Source organism: Undibacterium sp. Di27W (assembly GCF_049340345.1).
Taxonomy (GTDB): domain Bacteria; phylum Pseudomonadota; class Gammaproteobacteria; order Burkholderiales; family Burkholderiaceae_D; genus Undibacterium.
In genome coordinates this window covers 15,507-33,482 of the sequence record NZ_JBMPOS010000018.1, presented here as the reverse complement: position 1 = coordinate 33,482, position 17,976 = coordinate 15,507, and the positions used below count along the sequence as shown (strand labels likewise).

Below are 17,976 nucleotides of genomic sequence, written 5' to 3'. Positions count from 1 at the left end.
AGCATATTCAGTCCCCTGCAATTCTCAGCAGGTGGCGTGCCAGCCTGGGCATGGTCATCCCATAGCCTAGCTGGCTGGCCTGCCCCTGCATGCCTTGCCAGGCCAGGCAGGCTTGCGCCTCTGAGCTTTGCAGGGCTGTCGCCAGTACGGCTATCAAGGCCTGGTGATGGCTGACCCAGGCGCAGGCAGTGCCGGCAAACTGCCCCATTTTCTGGGCATGCTCTTGTGCGCCGCTGATATCACCTGCCAGCAAACTCAATTCCGCCGCGGCGAGATGATAACGCAGGCCATTGTGAGCCAGACAGTTCTGGCCCAGCTGCAATGTCGCTTGCGCCATTGCCTGCTGACGCAACTGCAAGTCGTCACTGATAAGAGCATAACTACCCCACACCCAGGGGCCGATAAAGCGCTGCAAATGATGTCGCTCGACCAGAGCAAGCGCTTCTGTGATGAAAGCCAGTGCACTACCCTGATCGCCTTCATGAAAGGCCAGGCGCGCCCATCCCTCCAGGGCGATGGCTTCAAAGCGCCGGGCCCCCATGCGGCGCGCTGTACTGAGGATAAAATCCAGTTCTTCCCTGGCCGCAGCAGTTTGTGCCGTGGCCACCAGCACCCAGGAGGCTGTCAGTCTGGAAAATATTTCTGTCCTGAGGCTGCCAGCCTTGCGTGCCAGTGCCGTGGCATCAGTGGCATCCTGCAAGGCCAGGCCGGGCTGGCCCAGGTAAATGGAGGTGGAAGCACGTGCACTCAGATTGGCTGCCTCTACATGCAGCAACTGGTGTTGCCTGCACAACTGCACACATTGTTCAAATACGGCATGGGCATCCTGCATGCGCCCTTCGGCATACAGGGAGTCACCGATGCCGCTGATGGCGCGGGCCTCGGTTTCCACGATGTGGCTCTGGCGGGCATAGTGCAATGCCTCTTCCTGGTAGCTGCGGCAACGCTGGTAATCACCACGCGGGAAATAGATATTGCCTTTCAGGTAAAGCAAAAGTGCCACGGCAGCGTCTGCCTCTTGTTGTCTGGCCAGTGGCAGGCTGATATTGATGAGCTGTTCTTCTTCATCCAGGCTATCGAGAGTATTGAGCACCGGTGCCAGCCCCAGGGCCACATCCAGCTTTTGCCTGGGCGTTTGCGCCAGCATCATGGCACCCTGGAAATGCAGGCGTGCCGCCTCATTCTGGCCGCAACCTGCACGGGCATAGCCAGACAGTAAGGCCAGCGTGAAACTGCCATCCGCCTGATCAGAAAATTGCGCACATTGCTGCGCCAGGTTCAGTGCATTTTCATATTGATAGCGCTGCAAACTCTCGCGCATGGCAGCCAGCAAGGCATCAAAAGCAGCAGGATGATGGGCATGCAACAAGTGCCGGGCATGCAGCAGCAAGTCCAGCTTGCTATAAGCCTGAGCTATGCGGTAATGCAGGCTCTCACGTTGTGCTGGCGGTATGCTCTCGTAAATACTGCGCATCACCAGGTCGTGTACGAAGACATACACGCCGCTCTGGGTTTCACGCAGCAGGCTATGGAATACCGTTCCCTGCGGCAGATAATCTGCCTGTCCCAGCACTGCACGCAACACTGCCAATTCAAATTGCCTGCCGATGACAGCCGCCAGATACAGGGCTTGCTGGTCAGCACCGGGCAACCTGTCTATGCGCGCCTGTATCAAATGCCTGAGACTGTCCGGCAGGCTTTGCTCCGGGCTGGCCAGCAACTGGGTCAGGTAGAGCGGGTTACCCTGGGCCTTGTCGACACACAGGGCACGATAAGCGGCATCCACCCCAGCATGTTTTTCAGCCAGCAGCATGGCGTCACGGCTACGCAAGGGGGCCAGGTCAAGTACACTGAGTGCGCGTGTCCAGTGAGGCCGCAAGTTATTCTCCAGAGGATCGCGCTCGGGCCTGGAACTGAGTACCCAGACTATCGCTGCTTCATCGCTGGCTGCCACCAGCTCTATCAGCAGATGGAGAAAATGGGCGTCGGCCCAGTGCAAGTCTTCGATAGAGATCAGCAAGGGTTGACGCAAGGCTTGCTGTAACAGCAGCAGGCGCAAGGCCTGCAGGGTGGCGAGATGGCGCTCATCCACGCTCATGGCAGTGTATTGCCGCATGGTGGTGCTATCGACAGAAGCGCCTGCCAGCATGAGTAAAAACGGTTTGCTCTCTTCAGGCAGGGGCGATGCTTGCAGGGCCAGTTTCATTGCCTGTTGCAAGGCCTGATCCTGACGCCGGTAGATGCCTGCTATCTGGAGCAGGCTGCACAACAACTGTGTCAAGGGTGACTGCCAGTTTTCCATGCCGAAGTCATGCACTGCTGCATGATGGCAGGCAAACCCGGCTTGCCTGGCGAGGTCAGTAAATTCCAGCAACAGGCGCGTCTTGCCTATACCTGCCATGCCACGCAAATAAACGATATGGGTATCCTGGCATTCATGTGTGGTTTCTATGACGGCCTTGAATTGCGACACTTCTATAGTTCGCCCCACCAGCAAATCCGGCGTTGTAGCAATAGCAGCCCGCTGCCCCTGGCATAGTTGATAAGCAGCATGAGGCGCGCTAGCTTCTGCAAAATCAAAGCCCACTGCCAATTGACTGACCAGGCCATGGGCCACATAAATGCGGATGGAAGAATCTGGGTCTGAGATGGCGTGATGGTCAAGCAGTAAAGGCAATTTCTCACTGCTCAATCCCCCTATCGCCAGGCCCAGAAACACAGGATGGCCAGGCTTGATACAAGCGGCTTGCAGCAAAGCAAATGCACATTGCAAAGCGCGTTCGCTGTCACTGCGATAAGCCTTGGGGAAGCCAAAATGCACGCACATCTGAGCATCTGCCTGTTGCACCACGGTGCCACCGAATTCATTGATCAATTGCATTGCCAATTGCAAAGGACTGGCATCATCACCATTCAAATGCAGATGAAAACCTAGCTCAAGCACATAGCGCTCAAGGTCCAAGGGCAGTGCATGCAGCTCGGTCTGCTGCTGGGATATCTGAATATGTCCGGGCACGGCTGGTGCTTGCACCTGATCTGTCACGATCACCAGTTCGCCCAGCTGCACGTCAAAGACATTCGCCAGGTGACGCGCCGTGCGATACAACACCGGCTTGCCCATCTCGGCTCGTTTGATGGAGGCAATCGATACGCAGAGTTGCCGGTTGAAGCATAGTTCAGCCAGGGATTCCTGGCTAATGCCACGCGCCTTGCGCAAACCCTTGAGCTTGCCCGCATTGAGCAAGATACGCCCGTCCAGCGGCGTGTGGCTCAGCTCCAGACCAGGCATATAGCCTGAAGAAGAATGCGCAGGTCCGGTATCCATCATTGCTGTCCTGCTTTCTCATTTTTAACGACAAACATCTTGTTCCTGCTGGTGAAATTCATCCTGATGACAGCCCATCTCATGAGAAAGCCGCCTATGCAATAAGTACTGGCAACAGGTAATTGCTAAAAAATAATTATCCAACTGATACCAAACTGATCCTGCACTGATGCCAAGCTGTACCAGCGTGCAAAAGAGGCAAGCCTGATAATTCGTTGGCAATTCCACATTATACGTTTAACAATCAAATCCGGTTTTATCAACATTAAAAGGAAATATCATGCATACATGGGACGATCTTATTTTTGACACTGAAACACAAGGTGGACCTAGCGGCAGGCCTTACAGAATTGTCAGCAATAACAAAAGCGCGATCAGCAAAATCGAGACCTGGGAAACTGGTCAAACCATACGCGGCATCAAAGTGTATTTCCGCGAAAATCCAAGACAGGGTTATCTGGTAGGTACAGAGGATGGTGAACATCACGCCCTCGAACTGCAGGATGGGGAATATATCAAATCTGCCAAACTGGGCACCAGTGGTTATCGTGGCGGGCGCTGTGGCTGGATAGAGTTGCACACCAATTTTGGTAACAGCATGAAATCCGGCAACTGGCGCAACACCCAGATCGATTTGTCACGCACTGGCACGCTGCTGGGTATTTTTGGCAACGCAGGTTCAGACGTGGACAGCCTGGGCTTTGTCATGATGGAAGCCGTCAAGGAAGTGGAATTATCGAATATCTCTATCGACATGAAAGAGGGCAACCTCTCCAGCGTTGATGCTGTGGAATGGCTGGAACTCAGGAATAATTCCAGTGTCGCCCAGACTTGCCGCCAAACCTGGCAAGCCAGCCACACTGACACGACCACGTTCACGCATACCCATTCTTTTTCCGTGGGTTTCAAGATCTCGGTCAAGGGTGGCGTTGGCATCGCTGAAATGGGCAAGGAATTCAGCTTCTCCTATACTGGCGCAATCTCTTTTGCCCAAGGCCATAGTGAAACCAAGACTTTCACCATGGAAATGAGCGCGATCGTGCCACCCAATTCGGTCGTATTTGCCAAGGGCGTGGTGTCTTCTGCCACCCTCGATGTGCATTACAAGGCCAAGGCCGTGTTCCGCTTCGTCGATGAAACCAAGCCACCATTCAGTTTCGATGATTTCAGGGGCGTCTACCTGGCAGTGCGCGGCAAAAAACTGGAAGCAGAATACCTGCAACCAAATACCCTGCCAAAACTGGAAACCGCAGAAGTAGCATAAAACCAGGTCTATAAACACCGGGCATGTTGTTGCATGTCAGTCTTGAGGCTGGCATGCAGCAATCTCCCGGTGCTTTTAGCATCTTGGCTGGATAACAAGATAAGATATGCAGCACAATTAATCGATACAGGTTCAACACAAGGAGTAGCACCGTGAGCAATGAAGCCTTTGACGCCCCCATCTTCATAGAAGACGGACCCTATATAGACTTGCTGCCCAGGGAATATCCCTACCTGTATAACGATCATGGCCATGGCAAGCAATTGCGCCTGGCTTTTGGCACGGAAATCAGCATTGCCAAAGATAATCCCGATCTTGAGCGGGGTATCAAATACAAGGACATCAGCCACCAGCCCAAGATCATCCCCAATGATGGTCACCCTTACCAGATTACTGAATTCGATTTCAAGACGCCTGAAGTCCATTACCAAACCATCACCGCGACCAAAGAAAGCGTGCAGGCCTTTGGCATGACGCTGTTGAAAAGCGGTGAATGCCTGCGCTTTGAATACGAGGGCATGATCATGGCCCAGTACACTTACGGCAAATGGGCAGGCCACCAGTCACCGTATATAGGTGGTCGCCGCCGGCGTGAATTGCTGACCTACAACCCTACAGACCTGGAATTCCATGATTTCCCGCATGTGTTTTTCTCCCAGGATGATAAACCCCTGGTCATCAGTGTGGCTCGCTGGCGCCCCTATGTGCAGGAAATCTCACTGGCAGATCTGTGGATAGCACCTGGCGATGCCATCGTCGTGCCACCCAAGACCCGCCCGGCACCACCAACAGAAAAACTGCCTTACGACATCGCCAGGCGCATCATCATTGACTTGCACGGCAATCGCAACTCTGCCCTGGCATGCTGGGGCACGGACAAAGCCGCACTGACCACCACCACCATCCTGGGCAACCAGCACACCATGCAAACCCGCGCGCCGAATTATCATGAAGAATTACGGCCGACCAGGCATCCCTATCCTGGTAGTAAATTGTTTGAACAGTGATACAAATGTGCACAGAACGCTAGTGCACACAGTGGGACTGCTAATTTACAATTGTTAGCAATGAAGTTTTGCTTGCATAGACAAGCAAAATCCTCGACAAGTCATGGGGACAATGCACTGGCTTCAGAGTGAAACCAAGGGCAAAGACAGGAAAACATCTTTGACCCTGCATAAATCTAGCTGGCCCCTGCGCATCTGGCCTAGCCCTGACTAGCCAGTCTTATCGTTTCGACTATTGCGCAACTTGCTTTCTGACACTAGTCTGAGAACGTGTTTACGATCTGTAGCGAGCGAGCGTCAGCGGGGAGAAGAGCAACGCAAAAAGCGGAATGTACTTAAGTACATGAGCATTTTGAGCAGCACATGAGCCCCGATCACGCTTGCGCTTAAGATCGCAAACAGGTTCTGAAGAAAAGATGGCTAAGGGGTGTGCAAATGAAGCGTATTGCACTGATATTGTTCATGCTGGGCTTGAGCTGCATGCCTGCCAGCGCGGCAGACGCCAGCTCTGGCTGCGGCACCATACAAGTGGCTTATTATGAACTGGGCGCCCTGTATTACCACAATGCCGATGGCAGTTATGCTGGTATAGACAAGGACGTGGTGGAAGAAGTCTCCAGGCGTAGCGGCTGCCAGTTTGATACCGTGCTGGAATCACGCGTGCGCATCTGGGTCCAGTTGAAAAACAATAGCCTGGACATGTCAGTCTCTGGCATACCCACGCCTGAGCGGGAAAAATTTGCCGAATTCATCCCCTACTTTGCCACCAGGAATTATGTCTTGCTACACCGCGACATGCCTGCACAAGGCTTGAGCATGGCGGGCTTTCTGGCCGATGCCAATTTGAAAGTCGGCGTCATCAAGAGTTTTAAGCATGGCCCACAGTTTGATGAATGGCTGGAAAAACTATGGGCACAAAAACGAGTCTATGAAGCATCCGACCTTGATAGTCTGTTGCGACTGTTCTTTGCGCGTCGGGTCGATGCCATCATGGCCCTGCCCACGGTGTGGGAACCGCTATTGAAAAAAGAAGACATCAGCAAACAAGTCCAGTTGCTGGACTGGACACCGCAAGACAGCCTGGTGCATGGCCTTATCGTCTCCAAAGAAAGGGTCAGTAAAACCAGGCGTGACTTGCTGAAAAAAGCCATCTACAGCATGGCAGACGATGGCACGCTGGAACAGATTTTTGCCCGTCATATAGGCAGCAAACTGGCGCGTGAATTGCGGTATGAGGGGCCAAGATTCTGAGACTGAGGCAGAGTCACCAGAGATAGGCTATAACACTTCCACAAAGCTTCCTCTGGGCTTTATCCGCATTTTTTAAATTTACGCTCTTTGCAACTGGCAGCCATACTATTGGCCCTGCTAATTTGTTCTGCATTCAATCGGGCTGCGAGTGCCTGCAAACGTGCCTGTGCCGGGTCGCGGATATAAGCAGCGCTGGAGTCCGCGCTCAGTGTATACCACATATAGGCACGTTCAAGATTAGCCTCGCTGCCCTCAGCTTTTTCTGTCATTTCAGCCATATTCAGTAAGGCGGGTGCATAGCCTTGCTCTGCCGCGAGACGTATCCATTTCTGGGCGAGCACGGTATCTTTTTCCACGCCTATTCCCTTCAGATATTTATCTCCCAAATAATTTTGCGCACGATCGACACCCTGCTCTGCTGCCAGTGTCAGCCATTTCAATGCCAGCACAGGGTCGGCTGCAATACCGGCCCCGGCCGCATAAGTCATACCCAGATTGGCCTGAGCGCCGGAATGCCCTTGTTCAGCAGCGCGGGTATACCATTTGATAGATTGCCCGATGTCCTTGCCTATGCCCAGCCCATTGGCGTAATGGTTAGCCAGGTTATACTGCGCTCTGGCGAGACCTTGCTCGGCAGCCAGGCTATACCATTTGACGGCCAGGATATCATCCTTGCCTATCCCATCGCCCTTGAAATAATGATAGGCCAGGTTGAATTGCGCCAGTGCCAAACCTTGCTGTGCAGCCAACCTATACCATCTGACAGCCTCGGCAAAATCAAGGTCTACACCCCTGCCATTGGCATACATATTGCCCATGCCATTTTGGCCCTCGGGGCTTTTTTGTGCGGCAGCCAGGCCATACCATTTTACGGCCTCGGCATAATTCGCTTCCGTCCCCAGACCACGCTCATACATATATGCAAAGTTGGCCTGCCCCAGCGGATAGGCCTGTAGCGCCGACAGTTTGTATAGTTGAAATGCTTCCAGCACATCTTTCTCTACGCCCTGGCCATTCATATATTGATGGGCCAGGTTGTTCTGCGCCATTCTATTGGCCTGGGCCACACCCAGCTTGTACCATTTGATGCCTTCGTTTATATTTTTTTCTACGCCCCGACCATGGATGTAGAGATAACCCAGGCTGGCCTGGGCATCGCCATTGCCCTGTTCGGCAGCCAACTGATACCACTTGGCTGCTTGGGTCAAATCCTGTTTGATATCCCTGCCACTGGCTAACGCGCGTGCATAAGCGAGTTGTGATTTGGCATCACCGGCGGCAGCTTTGTCAGCCAGATCCTTGATGTCGGGCATAACCCTGGACAGCGCGGTGATCGTGGGCCCAGGCTTTTTATTGTCAGCCACCTCCTCAGCCGGGCCCGCATGTGCATGCATGGCCACCAAGAGCATGCTGGCTGTCAAACTGCGAGCAAAAAATTCTTTCACACCTGCTCCTGTTATTATGGATATACGTGCATCGCTGCTCAAACGCAGTCTTTGAATAAGTGTTTTTTGCATTCGTCTGCCTGCGCCTCAGCTTTATTGATTTGCTGTTTGTTGATTTTCTTGTTCAGCCTAGTTTTATTCTTTTGTGCTTCAGCCAGCCCGGCCTTGGCTGCGGTCGTGAACCACAGGTAGGCAGCAGCCACATCTGGCTTGACACCCTGGCCTTGTTCATACGCCAGCCCCAGATTATTGAGTGCATTAGCATTCCCCTGCCTGGCTGATTTTTCATACCATTTGAAAGCGGCAGCCTGATCTGCCACTACTCCCAGCCCTTTGGCATAACGCATACCCAGGCTATTCTGCGCCAGGGCATGCCCTTGATCCGCGGCCCTTTGCAGCCATTTCACGGCAGACTCATCATTACGTTCTATGCCCTGGCCCTGGCTATAGCGCATCCCCAGGCTGAATTGCGCACCCGCATGCCCTTTCTCGGCGGCCAGCTTGCTCCATTTGACGGCTTCTTCAAAATCCTGGGGCACACCCTGGCCTTGTGTCAATAAGACACCGAGATTGTATTGGGCCTGCACATTGCCTTTTTCTGCTGCCAGTCGTAACCATTTGACGGCTTCTACATCATCACGGGCCGTGCCTTTACCTTCCATCAGCATCAAGGCCAGATTGAGCTGGGCAGCGCCTTGCTCCTGGGCCGCCGCCAGCCGATATAAGCGGAGTGCCTCGACATCATTTTGCGGTACGCCCCTGCCTTGCTCATACATGCCCGCCAGGCTGGCCTGGGCATCGGCATCGCCCTTGGCTGCTGCCAGGCGATACCATTTCAAGGCTTCGGGCAGGTTTTGCGGCACGCCATCGCCACTGAAATAAATGCCACCCAGATTCGCTTGCGCAGCCGCATTGCCAGAAGCCGCCGCCAACCGGTACCAGCGCAAAGCAGTGTCGCCATCCTTGATGACACCCAGGCCCTTGGCATAGGCATAAGCCAGACTGAGTTGGGCAGTAGCCTCTCCCTGCTCTGCCGCCAGACGGAACCAGGAAATCGCTTCGCCATGATCCTGGCGCACGCCCTGACCAGACTTATACATTTGCCCCAGGGCATATTGGGCACCGGCATGACCAAGTTCGGCCGCCTTGCGGTAATTGGCCATGGCCTCGCTATATCTTTGCTCAGTACCCGTACCTGCCTTGATCATATTGGCAAGGGTAAACAAGGCTGTAGCATTCTTTTGTGCAGCCGCCTTGCGTATCCATAGCAAGGCATGGGCGACATTCTTGTCCACGCCCCGCCCTTCCAGATACAGCATGCCAAGATTGGCTTGCGCAGCGGCATTGTCCTGGGCAGCAGATTCTTTGATCCATCTTGCTGCCTGCTTCTCGTCCCTGGCAACGCCCTTACCCTCGAGATACAGCAAACCCAGATTACCCTGCCCTAGCGCACTTCCTTGCGCGGCCGACATGCTGAACCATTTAAAGGCTTCAGCATAATCCTGCTCAACTTCGTCGCCAACAAAATACAGTAAACCGAGAGAGTTCTGTGCCCGCACATTGCCCTTTTCTGCCAGACTGCGCAGGGAGAGCAAGGCTTTTTCAGCACTCTCATTCTTGGGTAGGATCTTTTGGAAATCTATGCCAGAAATACTATTATCAGGAGCAGCCAGCACGCAGGCTGGCTGGGCAAGCACCAACAGGCTGGCTGCCAGCAAGAGTCTTTTCATGTTTGGAAGTGAATTATTAGCATGCATCGCAGCACAAACATGCATTATGCAGTGATGCAGAATGGCAGGCAACCAAGGCTAGCGACTAATCCGTTGACGGCTAAAGTTGGCGTGCCTGAGCATCACAGTCAAACGAACTACCACTTGGGAACAATCCGCTCACCCGGCAAAATATCATACGGAAAGGCCCAGCCCGGCAAGGCGCGCAGGCGTTCCAGCCAGGCGATGATGTGCGGATAGCGGCCTTCCAGCTTATAGTCGCTTTCATTTTCCGGGTAAAACAGATAGCCGCTCAGGGAAAAGTCCGCAATCGTCGGTGCATCGCCGACCATGTAGGCGCGGGTTGCCAGATGCTTGTTGACGATAGTAAAGGCATTGTCTATACGCCCCAGTAACCAGGCTTGTACAGCTGGATCGGGGGCTGCGGGGCCGAAGGATTTATTGAAACGGTAGCTAGCAAAATAGCTGGTGAACTTGTGGTTATCGAATAATAACCAGCGCAAGACTTCGAGTTTTTCATCTTCATCCTTGCCGCCAAAAGCCCCATGCTTATTGGCCAGATAACTGAGGATGACACCAGACTGTGTCAGCCTGCGCTCACCATCTTCGAGAATAGGTACTTCGCCCATTTGATTGGCTTGTTCGCGCCAGTCATTGCTGCGTGTCACGCCCTGGAACATGTCGACATAGGCAAGCTCGAAGGGCTGATCCAGGGCGCGCAATAAAAAAGCGACCTTGAAGGAATTACCTGACTGGCAGAGGCTATGCAGTTTGTACATGATGCAAGTCCTTAAGTAGGGAGAGAACAGGCATCTTACCAACAACTCGCTGATTGTGCCTGCTGCAGCGCTATGCGCCGCCCATGGTCTTCAAAAATACCTCAGTTTGCGTATCAGCAGGATAAAACAATTCCACACATAATTCATGCAGGGTGATGTCACGCGGGCTGCCGAAGGTCGTCAGCGTCGTGAACAGTGAGAGCACATGTCCCTGCAATTCCATGATGCAGGGTATCAGCAAGGCAGGCTCTGTCGCCTGCGTGTCAGGTGCCTGCTGTTTCAGGGCAATGACATTGGGATAAGCATGTACTTCTTCTGCCAGTGCAATGAGGTCTTCATCGCGGGCGTTGAGCATCAATCTTTGCAGCACTTGCAAAAGATAATTGCCCCACTCAGAAAAATTCCGGGTATAGGCAGCAAAACCTTGCGGATGCAGGCTGGCCCGGAAGATATTGATAGTTGGCGTCAGCAATTCTGACGGTAGCAAAGCCATGAGTTTTTCTGCCGCACGGTTATGCAAGACCACATTCCAGTGCCTGTCCAGCGCAACGCCAGGATAGGGGTCATGGGTATCCAGTAAGCGCTGCACAGCCGCCCTGGCCTGCACCATGCGTGCCGTATCCAGGCCCTGTTCGCTATAACGCGGGGCATAACCCGCCGCCAGCAGCCAGGTATTGCGGGCGCGCAAAGGCACCTCGAGCTGGCTGGCAATGCTCATCAAAAGTTCAGCACTGGGGCGGGAACGGCCAGTCTCTACAAAGCTTAGGTGACGTGGCGAAATGTCGATATCCAGTGCCAGCTCCATCTGGCTCAATTTACGCTGGGTGCGCCATTCGCGTATCAGGGTGCCGACAGATGCCCCACCCTGATCTGTAGTAGAAATGAGATGTGTCAATGATTGCTCCTGATGGCAAGTCTAAATCTGGATTATCTCTGCTTTCACGCATCACTACCATTACCTGCGAGGTAATCGACTTGCGGCAAATGTAGCGCGAAACTGCAATCCCCTCAACGTTTTTGGAGATACATCATGTCAACTGCATCTAGCGCTGTCAAATTGCATGCACCTGCCCTGTCCTTGAGAATTGTGCTGGCAATAGATGCCCTGACCAGCCTGGCCATGGGCTTGTTGCTGGTCACTACCTCTGGTCTGCTATCTGGCTTGCTGGGCCTGCCCCGGGATTTTTTATTCATGGCAGGCATCAGCCTGTTCCCGGTCGTTGCACTGGTGGGTTTTACCAGCCGCACAGGTCGTGAAAAGCATCCGCCAGCCTTGCTGGTATGGATCACCATACTCGGCAACCTTGCCTGGTTTATTGCCAGTGTCCTGACGATGGAAGTCTGGTTTGCACCCAGCGTAGCGGGCTTTGTTTTTGTCAGTGTGCAGGCGCTGGTGGTACTGGCTTTTACTGTGCTGGAATACCGCGGCTTGCGCAGTTAATTCAGCAGACCCAGGAGGCGGGCCAGTCTCGCCTCTTTTTGTATTTCAGCAGTGCAAGCAAAATTATCGCAATTGCAATACACTTGAGCGCTCATATTCTTCCATTTGCATGCTCACCTCTATCTCAAAATGAAACTAGCTGCCCTTAAAAAACTATGTGCCGCTTATGCCGGTGCAAGAGAAAAACTGTATGCCGATCCCAGCAATGTACTGGCATATAGCGTGGGCGAAAAATCTTTCGCCTATTTCAAGACCAGCGAACCAGAACGCTGGCGTTTTAGCATACGGGTTACGCCTGAACGTTTCCTTGAGCTGACGGATACACCTGGCGTTAAACCTGCGCGTTATATGGGGCGTTTTCACTGGGTGACCATCGTCGCGGTGGAGCAATTTCCAGAAGCGTATTTGCGCGAATTGCTGGAGTATTCTTATCAGAAGGCTTTGTCCAGTTTGACGAAGAAGAAGCGGGAAGAGGTTTTGTCGGATGCGGCTGTTTGAGCTGGCCGCTCTTTGGCTTTTACCTTAGGTCCTGACCAAGCACTGCTGACAAACCACTTCCGTTTTAAGGTCATTCCTGCCTCGGATGAGACTATCCGGACTATACGAAAGCAAAAGAGAGCCTGGCATACAATATCTCTAAGCAAGATCAATAGAAATCAGAGTACTACTCGTAGATGCCGTGAATCATTATCGGCAAATCTTCAGAGATAATTTCGCCAGCCTCAGCCTCAGGAGAGAATCTATAGGCGACCTCAAGCTCCTGCCTTTTTTTGCTAGCTATAAAATTTTCTAATTTGCTGGTATTACCTTGCTTATCTCGAGTAAAAACTGATGGCCTTACTGTGTTTTTAGGATAAATGAATTCCACACCCTTACATTCTTTCCCCATATATTGCAGGCGGTATGTGATACTGCCATCACGCAAAACCGACAACAATTGATTGCAAGCGATGCGTAACTCTTTTATTGGATATATACCATTGGCATTTAATTTTATTGATCCAGTATTTTGAAAAAAAAAGGTACCTGCACGTCGATTGATTCTAAATTCAGCGTCTTCTTCATAAGCTTCCTTAAGTTTCGGAATCGTAACTTGCAAACCAAGCTCAAATGGCAAAACCATTCTTGTTTTTTCACCGACCAATTCTAATTGCACACCTTCGGTTGATTCATTTAAATCTTTTGGCCATAGATGAAAAGTCAACCTGACATAATTTTTTGGTTTTGGATACGACTCCAACCACTCCAGCGTGTAATGTGCTTTTCGGTAAGACATCCATTGAGGGTCTCTTGTGGACGCAACAGTCACGGATTGCGTGGAGGCTTCTTGCGTTTTCGCTACAGAAATAAATGGCCATAAGACAGATAAAAAAAGGCCAAAAAGCAAATAATTGATCGAATACTTTGATGGGGTTTTCATCGCATGAAAATTCTTAAACCGCTATTGGCAGAACTTATTGAAAAAAATTAAATCACTATACGCAGCTACCATGAATCATCATTGGCAAATCTTCTAGGAAGATACCACCAGGCTCCGCTTGCTCAGGAAAATGGAATTCAACACTATTTCCAAGTTTCTTTTTTTGTAATTTTACCTCGTTAATTGCAATAATTTCACTATATACTTTTTTTATCGTTCAAATGCAAACTGGCTTCGTAAACAGCTGCGTTTGCATTAAAAATGATGCGCATGACGCTCCCTGCAAGGTGACAGGCTGGCCTCATCTTGCGATTGCTTTAGCTTAAGAAGATATAGCGAAATTCAGATATACAGGAGGCCTGACGAGGCTAGCCTGATTTTGCAAGCGATACTTCATCTGGTGGTACAAGTTTTTTCAAAGACCGATGTCAACGACTTAAAGGTGCAGTAAATAAGTTGCAGATTTATTTGATAACACATGTGCAAAACAGGAAGAATCCATCTACAAGCTCACTCAAAACGCCACTGGATTCCTGCCAACATCACGCAGGAATGACGCCCTTAAGGATAAGCATATTTGAACTATCTAAAACAAGCTCAAACAATCTCCAGACCACTCTGCTGCACCTCATTGACTGGCATGATGACGCAACGCAAAAACAGCTTTGCCGCATCTTCATGCGTCAGCAAATCTTGCAAGTCTGCCGGTATCTGTTCAACAAAGGCAAAGCCTGATCTGGTGTGCATGCCAGCTTCGCGTTCTGTCCACAGCAATTGCAGGTGGCAATCTGCCAGTGTCATATCGGGCTGGGCTTCATCTGGCAGAAAACTGAGCTGATACTGACCGCTGGGCATCTCGGATTCCAGCTCAGTCAATACTTGCAGGCCACCTGTGCTGAGATTCACCAGCAAGGCAGGCAAAGCATCTGCGTGGTCAGGGGAATTGAATACCCAGACCGGGCGTATCTCGTGGGTACCCAGGGGAACTAAGAAGAATTGCACGCGCTGGTGGCGACGGTTTTCAGATGGGTTCATGGCATCAATGATCAGGTCAGGTGGAGGAAATTTCTGTCAAAACAGCAGACAGAAATTTATTCCAGATTTATGTCATGAACATGACCAGAATATACTTCGCCGTCCCTCCGCTCTCTCAGTGATACCGTCAAGCTATCAGGCAACCTGGGCCTCAAAGATCATGGACTGGTGTGCTGCCACTCCTGCCATAGCGCCGTCTGCAACCGCCATAGCGACATTGCCTGCCATGCGTGCGGCATCACCACAGGCGAATACGCCGGGTACGCTGGTGGCTTTGATCTCGTTGGTGCGGATAACCGTGCCCATGGGGCCTTCTGTCATTTCGCAAGCCAGTTGTGTGGCGAAGGGACTATTGATGCGGATCGTGCCCATGGTGAACAGGCCATCCATTTCATGTTGCCTGCCATCTTGCAGTTCTATCGTGGCAAGGCCGCTGATCTTGCTTACAGGCGCGGCTTCTATTGTGACGCCACGTTTTTGCAAAGCAAGCAATTGCTCAGCATCTGGCTCAAAGCATTGATTGGTGAACAGCGTGACTTGACCCCAGTCTGGCAACATCATCGCATGGTGATACGACAGCGGGCTGGTAGCCAGTACACCAATACGGCCATTGTCAATTTCATAGCCGTGACAATATGGGCAATGGAAGATGCTGCGGCCCCAGCGCTCTGCCAGGCCTTCTATCGCAGGCAAATCATCTGTGACGCCGGTGGCAAGTATCAGCCTGCGCGCCTGGTAATGAGCTTGTCCCTCAACTGCCGCTATAAACCCATCATCCTGGCGAGCTACCGATGTTGCCTGCCCTCCTACCCAGGTGACGGTTTTATAGGCCATCAACTGTGCCTTGCCTTCACTGGCAATGGCGCTGGCTTTTTTGCCATCCTGCCCCAGAAAACCGTGCGAGTATTCAACAAAGCGGTTGCGGCGCTGGCCACCATCGATGACCAGCACCTGCCGCCTGGCGCGTGCAAGTTGCATGGCGGCAGAGAGCCCGGCATAGCTGCCGCCGATGATGATGGCATCAAACATCATGTCCTTGGTGATGGTTGTCATGGTGGTCATGGCTTTTTCCCTTGTTCTTGCTGTGTGCATTAAATTTGCGACTGAATTCTCTCGCCAGATCAGCCAGTGTCACGTCACCCAGACGGGCGATGAGTAGGGCTTCTGCCTCATCAAAGGCAGTTGCGAGTGCTTCGTTGACGACTTGTTCAACCAGGCATTCAGGCTTGTCATTGCGGTTGCCCATGGCAAATACGGTAGGTGCGCCGAGGGCATCGTAGATGTCACGCAAGGTCACCGTTTGCAAGTCGCAAGAAATCACCCAGCCGCCACCATGGCCCTTGTCTGAACTCACATAGCCACGGCTGCGTAAGCCCGCCAGTACGCGCCTGACCAGTACCGGATTGGTGGTCAGGTATTGCGCCAGTTCTTCAGAAGTCATGGCCCGTTGCCCATGCGCCATGTGCAATAGCACGTGGAGGATGGAAGAAAGTTTGCTGTCTTGCCTCATGTAACTTATGATAGTACATAATTGAGAAATGTGCTGGAATTTTTAAAATGCATCTGAAAATACAAATAAAAAAACAGGGATAGTCCATTTGAGCTATCCCTGTTTTTGCATGCCCTGTCAGCAACCGGGCAAATGTCCTGCAATATGTCTGACTTGCCAGTCGCCAGCTAGATTACTTTTTTAGCTTGTCGCACTGCCCACCAGCCTGACAGGGCCAGCAAGCATCCACACAAGATCAAGGTATCTGGCAGAAAAGTTAAATCACGGCCAGGCAAGGCCAATGCCAGCAATACGGTGGCTATCATCCAGAGTATGCCGCTGCTTTTGGATTTTCTGGCGTTTTGTATTCCACCGAGATAAAGAAACATATCTCCCAGCAATGCCAGCAAAAAGGTCAGCGCGCCCACTTGCCCTGTGCGCACCAGATCCACGTAATATTGCGCATAAATTCCCGTCAGGATGAGGTGAGCAATCATGAATAAGATGACGACAGGTGCTGTCTCAGGCAGCTTGTTTGAGGCGGCACTCTGGATGGGAGAGGCGGGCTCGGCCTGGTTTGCCAGGTCTGTATTGATTTGATTTTGTTCGTTCATAAAACTCATCTTATTCTCATTGGCAGAGGCAGCAAATATCTGCTCTGATAGGCCATGACTTTTTTAACCGTTCATCGTTGGAACCAGGCTGCGATCCCGCCACCACTGCATGAACCAGCGCGTCGTCACAACCAGGCTGATGATGAGCAAACTACTCCAGCAACTTATCGCCAGGAACCCGCCAATTTGTATTTCAGTCGACCAGAACACCCAAAAGAACAAGGCATAAGCTGCATACAGACTGGCAAACAGGGTGATGATGGCTTGTGGCTTTTCTTTTGCCAGCAATAAACCACAAGGCAAGAAAAATACCGTCAATACCGCCAGTATATTCAGGCAACCGCCCATGAAATTGGATTCACGGACATCTTGCCAGGCACCGCTCAATATTTCATAGCCATACACGGTGTGCTCTTTGACTGGTGCTGGCGGAACAGTCTGGCTCGCACCGGCAGACTGCGACTGAGTTTGAGTTTGAGTTTGAGTTTGAGTTTGCGTTTGAGTTTGCGTTTGCGTCTGCTCTGGCGCTGCTTCTTTCCAAGAGCACTTGGAAAGGGGCAGGATGAAACACAGTAACAGCAGGACAGAGGCAATTTTCCGTATCAGGTTTAACACAATAATGTGACTTTCATTGTAAGTAGCGACTGTGGCGATGCCTGCGTCTGCAATCGTCGCCGGATTCAACACTGGTGCTTCGAAATGTATCAAGTTATTGCTACTTTATCAAATTAATTCTGTTAAGCATACTGCTCACATCTGTTTCGCATGATACGGACAGACCTGGATGGCCAGCCGGTTTCACAAGCTGGCAGCAATTTGATACCTCAATTTTATACAAGGACACATCATGTACTTACTCAATGTCAGCTATAGCAAAAACCCGGCACAAGTCGAAGCCCATATCAAATCCCATGGTGAATGGGTAGGCCGTTATTTGAAAGAAGGTATCTTCCTGTTCGCGGGTCCTAAAAAGAGCGGCCTGGGTGGCGTCATTGCCGTGCAGAGCATGGAGAAAGAGCAGCTACTGCAAATCCTGGCAGAAGACTCTTATGTGCAGGCAGATGTTGCTGATTATCAGATCCTGGATTTTGATTGCAAGGCGACGCAGGCCAGCCTGGAAACCTTGAAGCTGGCCTGAATTTTTGCCCTGGTCCCGGTGCGTCAGAACGCACCGGG

17 protein-coding genes are annotated in these 17,976 nt (G+C 51.8%); 6 read left to right on the top strand and 11 right to left on the bottom strand.

Translation table 11 applies throughout. The features are described 5' to 3' along the window. Positions 1-7: 7 nt before the first annotated feature. Positions 8-3,328 (bottom strand): AAA family ATPase, encoded by a 3,321-nt coding sequence (locus ACO0LF_RS27285; RefSeq protein WP_423019842.1) that lies wholly within the window; start codon positions 3,326-3,328, stop codon positions 8-10. A 277-nt stretch (positions 3,329-3,605) separates the two neighbouring features. Here ACO0LF_RS27285 and ACO0LF_RS27280 point away from each other — a divergent pair, with 277 nt between their 5' ends. From ACO0LF_RS27280 to ACO0LF_RS27270, 3 genes are all read left to right on the top strand, one after another. Beyond that, on the top strand, positions 3,606-4,589 hold the full coding sequence (locus tag ACO0LF_RS27280; RefSeq protein WP_423019840.1) for a jacalin-like lectin: 984 nt from the start codon (positions 3,606-3,608) through the stop codon (positions 4,587-4,589). A gap of 152 nt (positions 4,590-4,741) precedes the next feature. Continuing rightward, on the top strand, positions 4,742-5,596 hold the full coding sequence (locus ACO0LF_RS27275; protein ID WP_423019838.1) for a hypothetical protein: 855 nt from the start codon (positions 4,742-4,744) through the stop codon (positions 5,594-5,596). A gap of 435 nt (positions 5,597-6,031) precedes the next feature. Then, positions 6,032-6,847: a substrate-binding periplasmic protein gene (locus ACO0LF_RS27270; protein WP_423019837.1), complete on the top strand. Its 816-nt coding sequence runs from the start codon at positions 6,032-6,034 to the stop codon at positions 6,845-6,847. A 59-nt stretch (positions 6,848-6,906) separates the two neighbouring features. On the opposite strand, the gene ACO0LF_RS27265 is transcribed toward ACO0LF_RS27270, so the two are convergent. The 4 genes from ACO0LF_RS27265 to ACO0LF_RS27250 all read right to left on the bottom strand — a co-directional run bounded on the left by ACO0LF_RS27265 (position 6,907) and on the right by ACO0LF_RS27250 (position 11,696). Beyond that, positions 6,907-8,292 carry a tetratricopeptide repeat protein gene (locus ACO0LF_RS27265; RefSeq protein WP_423019835.1) on the bottom strand — a complete coding sequence of 462 codons (1,386 nt, stop codon included), beginning with the start codon at positions 8,290-8,292 and terminating at the stop codon, positions 6,907-6,909. A 38-nt stretch (positions 8,293-8,330) separates the two neighbouring features. Continuing rightward, the gene (locus tag ACO0LF_RS27260; RefSeq protein WP_423019833.1) at positions 8,331-10,022 is read right to left on the bottom strand and encodes an SEL1-like repeat protein; all 1,692 of its coding nucleotides are present in this window, start codon (positions 10,020-10,022) and stop codon (positions 8,331-8,333) included. 137 nt (positions 10,023-10,159) lie between these two features. Next, the gene (locus ACO0LF_RS27255) at positions 10,160-10,801 is read right to left on the bottom strand and encodes a glutathione S-transferase family protein (RefSeq protein WP_423019831.1); all 642 of its coding nucleotides are present in this window, start codon (positions 10,799-10,801) and stop codon (positions 10,160-10,162) included. A 70-nt stretch (positions 10,802-10,871) separates the two neighbouring features. Continuing rightward, the gene (locus tag ACO0LF_RS27250; protein ID WP_423019828.1) at positions 10,872-11,696 is read right to left on the bottom strand and encodes a helix-turn-helix domain-containing protein; all 825 of its coding nucleotides are present in this window, start codon (positions 11,694-11,696) and stop codon (positions 10,872-10,874) included. A 135-nt stretch (positions 11,697-11,831) separates the two neighbouring features. On the opposite strand from ACO0LF_RS27250, the gene ACO0LF_RS27245 reads away from it, so the two are divergent. Together ACO0LF_RS27245 and ACO0LF_RS27240 are read left to right on the top strand one after the other, a co-directional pair. Then, positions 11,832-12,242, top strand: coding sequence for a hypothetical protein (locus ACO0LF_RS27245; protein ID WP_423019826.1), 411 nt, complete (start codon positions 11,832-11,834; stop codon positions 12,240-12,242). A 129-nt stretch (positions 12,243-12,371) separates the two neighbouring features. After that, positions 12,372-12,740, top strand: coding sequence for an MmcQ/YjbR family DNA-binding protein (locus ACO0LF_RS27240; protein ID WP_423019824.1), 369 nt, complete (start codon positions 12,372-12,374; stop codon positions 12,738-12,740). Positions 12,741-12,906: 166 nt separating this feature from the next. On the opposite strand, the gene ACO0LF_RS27235 is transcribed toward ACO0LF_RS27240, so the two are convergent. The 6 genes from ACO0LF_RS27235 to ACO0LF_RS27210 form a co-directional block, all read right to left on the bottom strand. Beyond that, on the bottom strand, positions 12,907-13,662 hold the full coding sequence (locus tag ACO0LF_RS27235) for a hypothetical protein (RefSeq protein ID WP_423019822.1): 756 nt from the start codon (positions 13,660-13,662) through the stop codon (positions 12,907-12,909). Between the two features lie 597 nt (positions 13,663-14,259). Then, a complete protein-coding gene (locus ACO0LF_RS27230) occupies positions 14,260-14,697 on the bottom strand; it encodes a hypothetical protein (RefSeq protein ID WP_423019820.1) in 438 nt (145 codons plus the stop codon). 135 nt (positions 14,698-14,832) lie between these two features. After that, positions 14,833-15,750 (bottom strand): NAD(P)/FAD-dependent oxidoreductase, encoded by a 918-nt coding sequence (locus ACO0LF_RS27225; RefSeq protein ID WP_423019976.1) that lies wholly within the window; start codon positions 15,748-15,750, stop codon positions 14,833-14,835. Then, entirely contained in the window at positions 15,719-16,207 is a 489-nt protein-coding gene (locus ACO0LF_RS27220; protein WP_423019818.1) for an RrF2 family transcriptional regulator, read from the bottom strand. The genes ACO0LF_RS27225 and ACO0LF_RS27220 overlap by 32 nt, the downstream gene beginning before the upstream one ends. Positions 16,208-16,374: 167 nt before the next feature. After that, on the bottom strand, positions 16,375-16,800 hold the full coding sequence (locus ACO0LF_RS27215; RefSeq protein WP_423019816.1) for a hypothetical protein: 426 nt from the start codon (positions 16,798-16,800) through the stop codon (positions 16,375-16,377). A gap of 63 nt (positions 16,801-16,863) precedes the next feature. Next, positions 16,864-17,508: a hypothetical protein gene (locus ACO0LF_RS27210; RefSeq protein WP_423019814.1), complete on the bottom strand. Its 645-nt coding sequence runs from the start codon at positions 17,506-17,508 to the stop codon at positions 16,864-16,866. Positions 17,509-17,647: 139 nt separating this feature from the next. Between ACO0LF_RS27210 and ACO0LF_RS27205 the strand changes: the two genes are divergently transcribed. Next, the gene (locus ACO0LF_RS27205) at positions 17,648-17,938 is read left to right on the top strand and encodes a YciI family protein (protein ID WP_423019812.1); all 291 of its coding nucleotides are present in this window, start codon (positions 17,648-17,650) and stop codon (positions 17,936-17,938) included. Positions 17,939-17,976 lie beyond the last annotated feature (38 nt).

What these genes read in the sequence shown, in the direction of transcription:
- ACO0LF_RS27280 (WP_423019840.1), top strand. Translation starts at nt 3,606, where the DNA reads ATGCATACATGGGACGATCTTATTTTTGACACTGAAACACAAGGTGGA.
- ACO0LF_RS27285 (WP_423019842.1), bottom strand. Translation starts at nt 3,328, where the DNA reads ATGATGGATACCGGACCTGCGCATTCTTCTTCAGGCTATATGCCTGGT.
- ACO0LF_RS27220 (WP_423019818.1), bottom strand. Translation starts at nt 16,207, where the DNA reads ATGAGGCAAGACAGCAAACTTTCTTCCATCCTCCACGTGCTATTGCAC.
- ACO0LF_RS27270 (WP_423019837.1), top strand. Translation starts at nt 6,032, where the DNA reads ATGAAGCGTATTGCACTGATATTGTTCATGCTGGGCTTGAGCTGCATG.
- ACO0LF_RS27215 (WP_423019816.1), bottom strand. Translation starts at nt 16,800, where the DNA reads ATGAACGAACAAAATCAAATCAATACAGACCTGGCAAACCAGGCCGAG.
- ACO0LF_RS27230 (WP_423019820.1), bottom strand. Translation starts at nt 14,697, where the DNA reads ATGAACCCATCTGAAAACCGTCGCCACCAGCGCGTGCAATTCTTCTTA.
- ACO0LF_RS27255 (WP_423019831.1), bottom strand. Translation starts at nt 10,801, where the DNA reads ATGTACAAACTGCATAGCCTCTGCCAGTCAGGTAATTCCTTCAAGGTC.
- ACO0LF_RS27240 (WP_423019824.1), top strand. Translation starts at nt 12,372, where the DNA reads ATGAAACTAGCTGCCCTTAAAAAACTATGTGCCGCTTATGCCGGTGCA.
- ACO0LF_RS27205 (WP_423019812.1), top strand. Translation starts at nt 17,648, where the DNA reads ATGTACTTACTCAATGTCAGCTATAGCAAAAACCCGGCACAAGTCGAA.
- ACO0LF_RS27245 (WP_423019826.1), top strand. Translation starts at nt 11,832, where the DNA reads ATGTCAACTGCATCTAGCGCTGTCAAATTGCATGCACCTGCCCTGTCC.
- ACO0LF_RS27225 (WP_423019976.1), bottom strand. Translation starts at nt 15,750, where the DNA reads ATGACAACCATCACCAAGGACATGATGTTTGATGCCATCATCATCGGC.
- ACO0LF_RS27260 (WP_423019833.1), bottom strand. Translation starts at nt 10,022, where the DNA reads ATGAAAAGACTCTTGCTGGCAGCCAGCCTGTTGGTGCTTGCCCAGCCA.
- ACO0LF_RS27235 (WP_423019822.1), bottom strand. Translation starts at nt 13,662, where the DNA reads ATGAAAACCCCATCAAAGTATTCGATCAATTATTTGCTTTTTGGCCTT.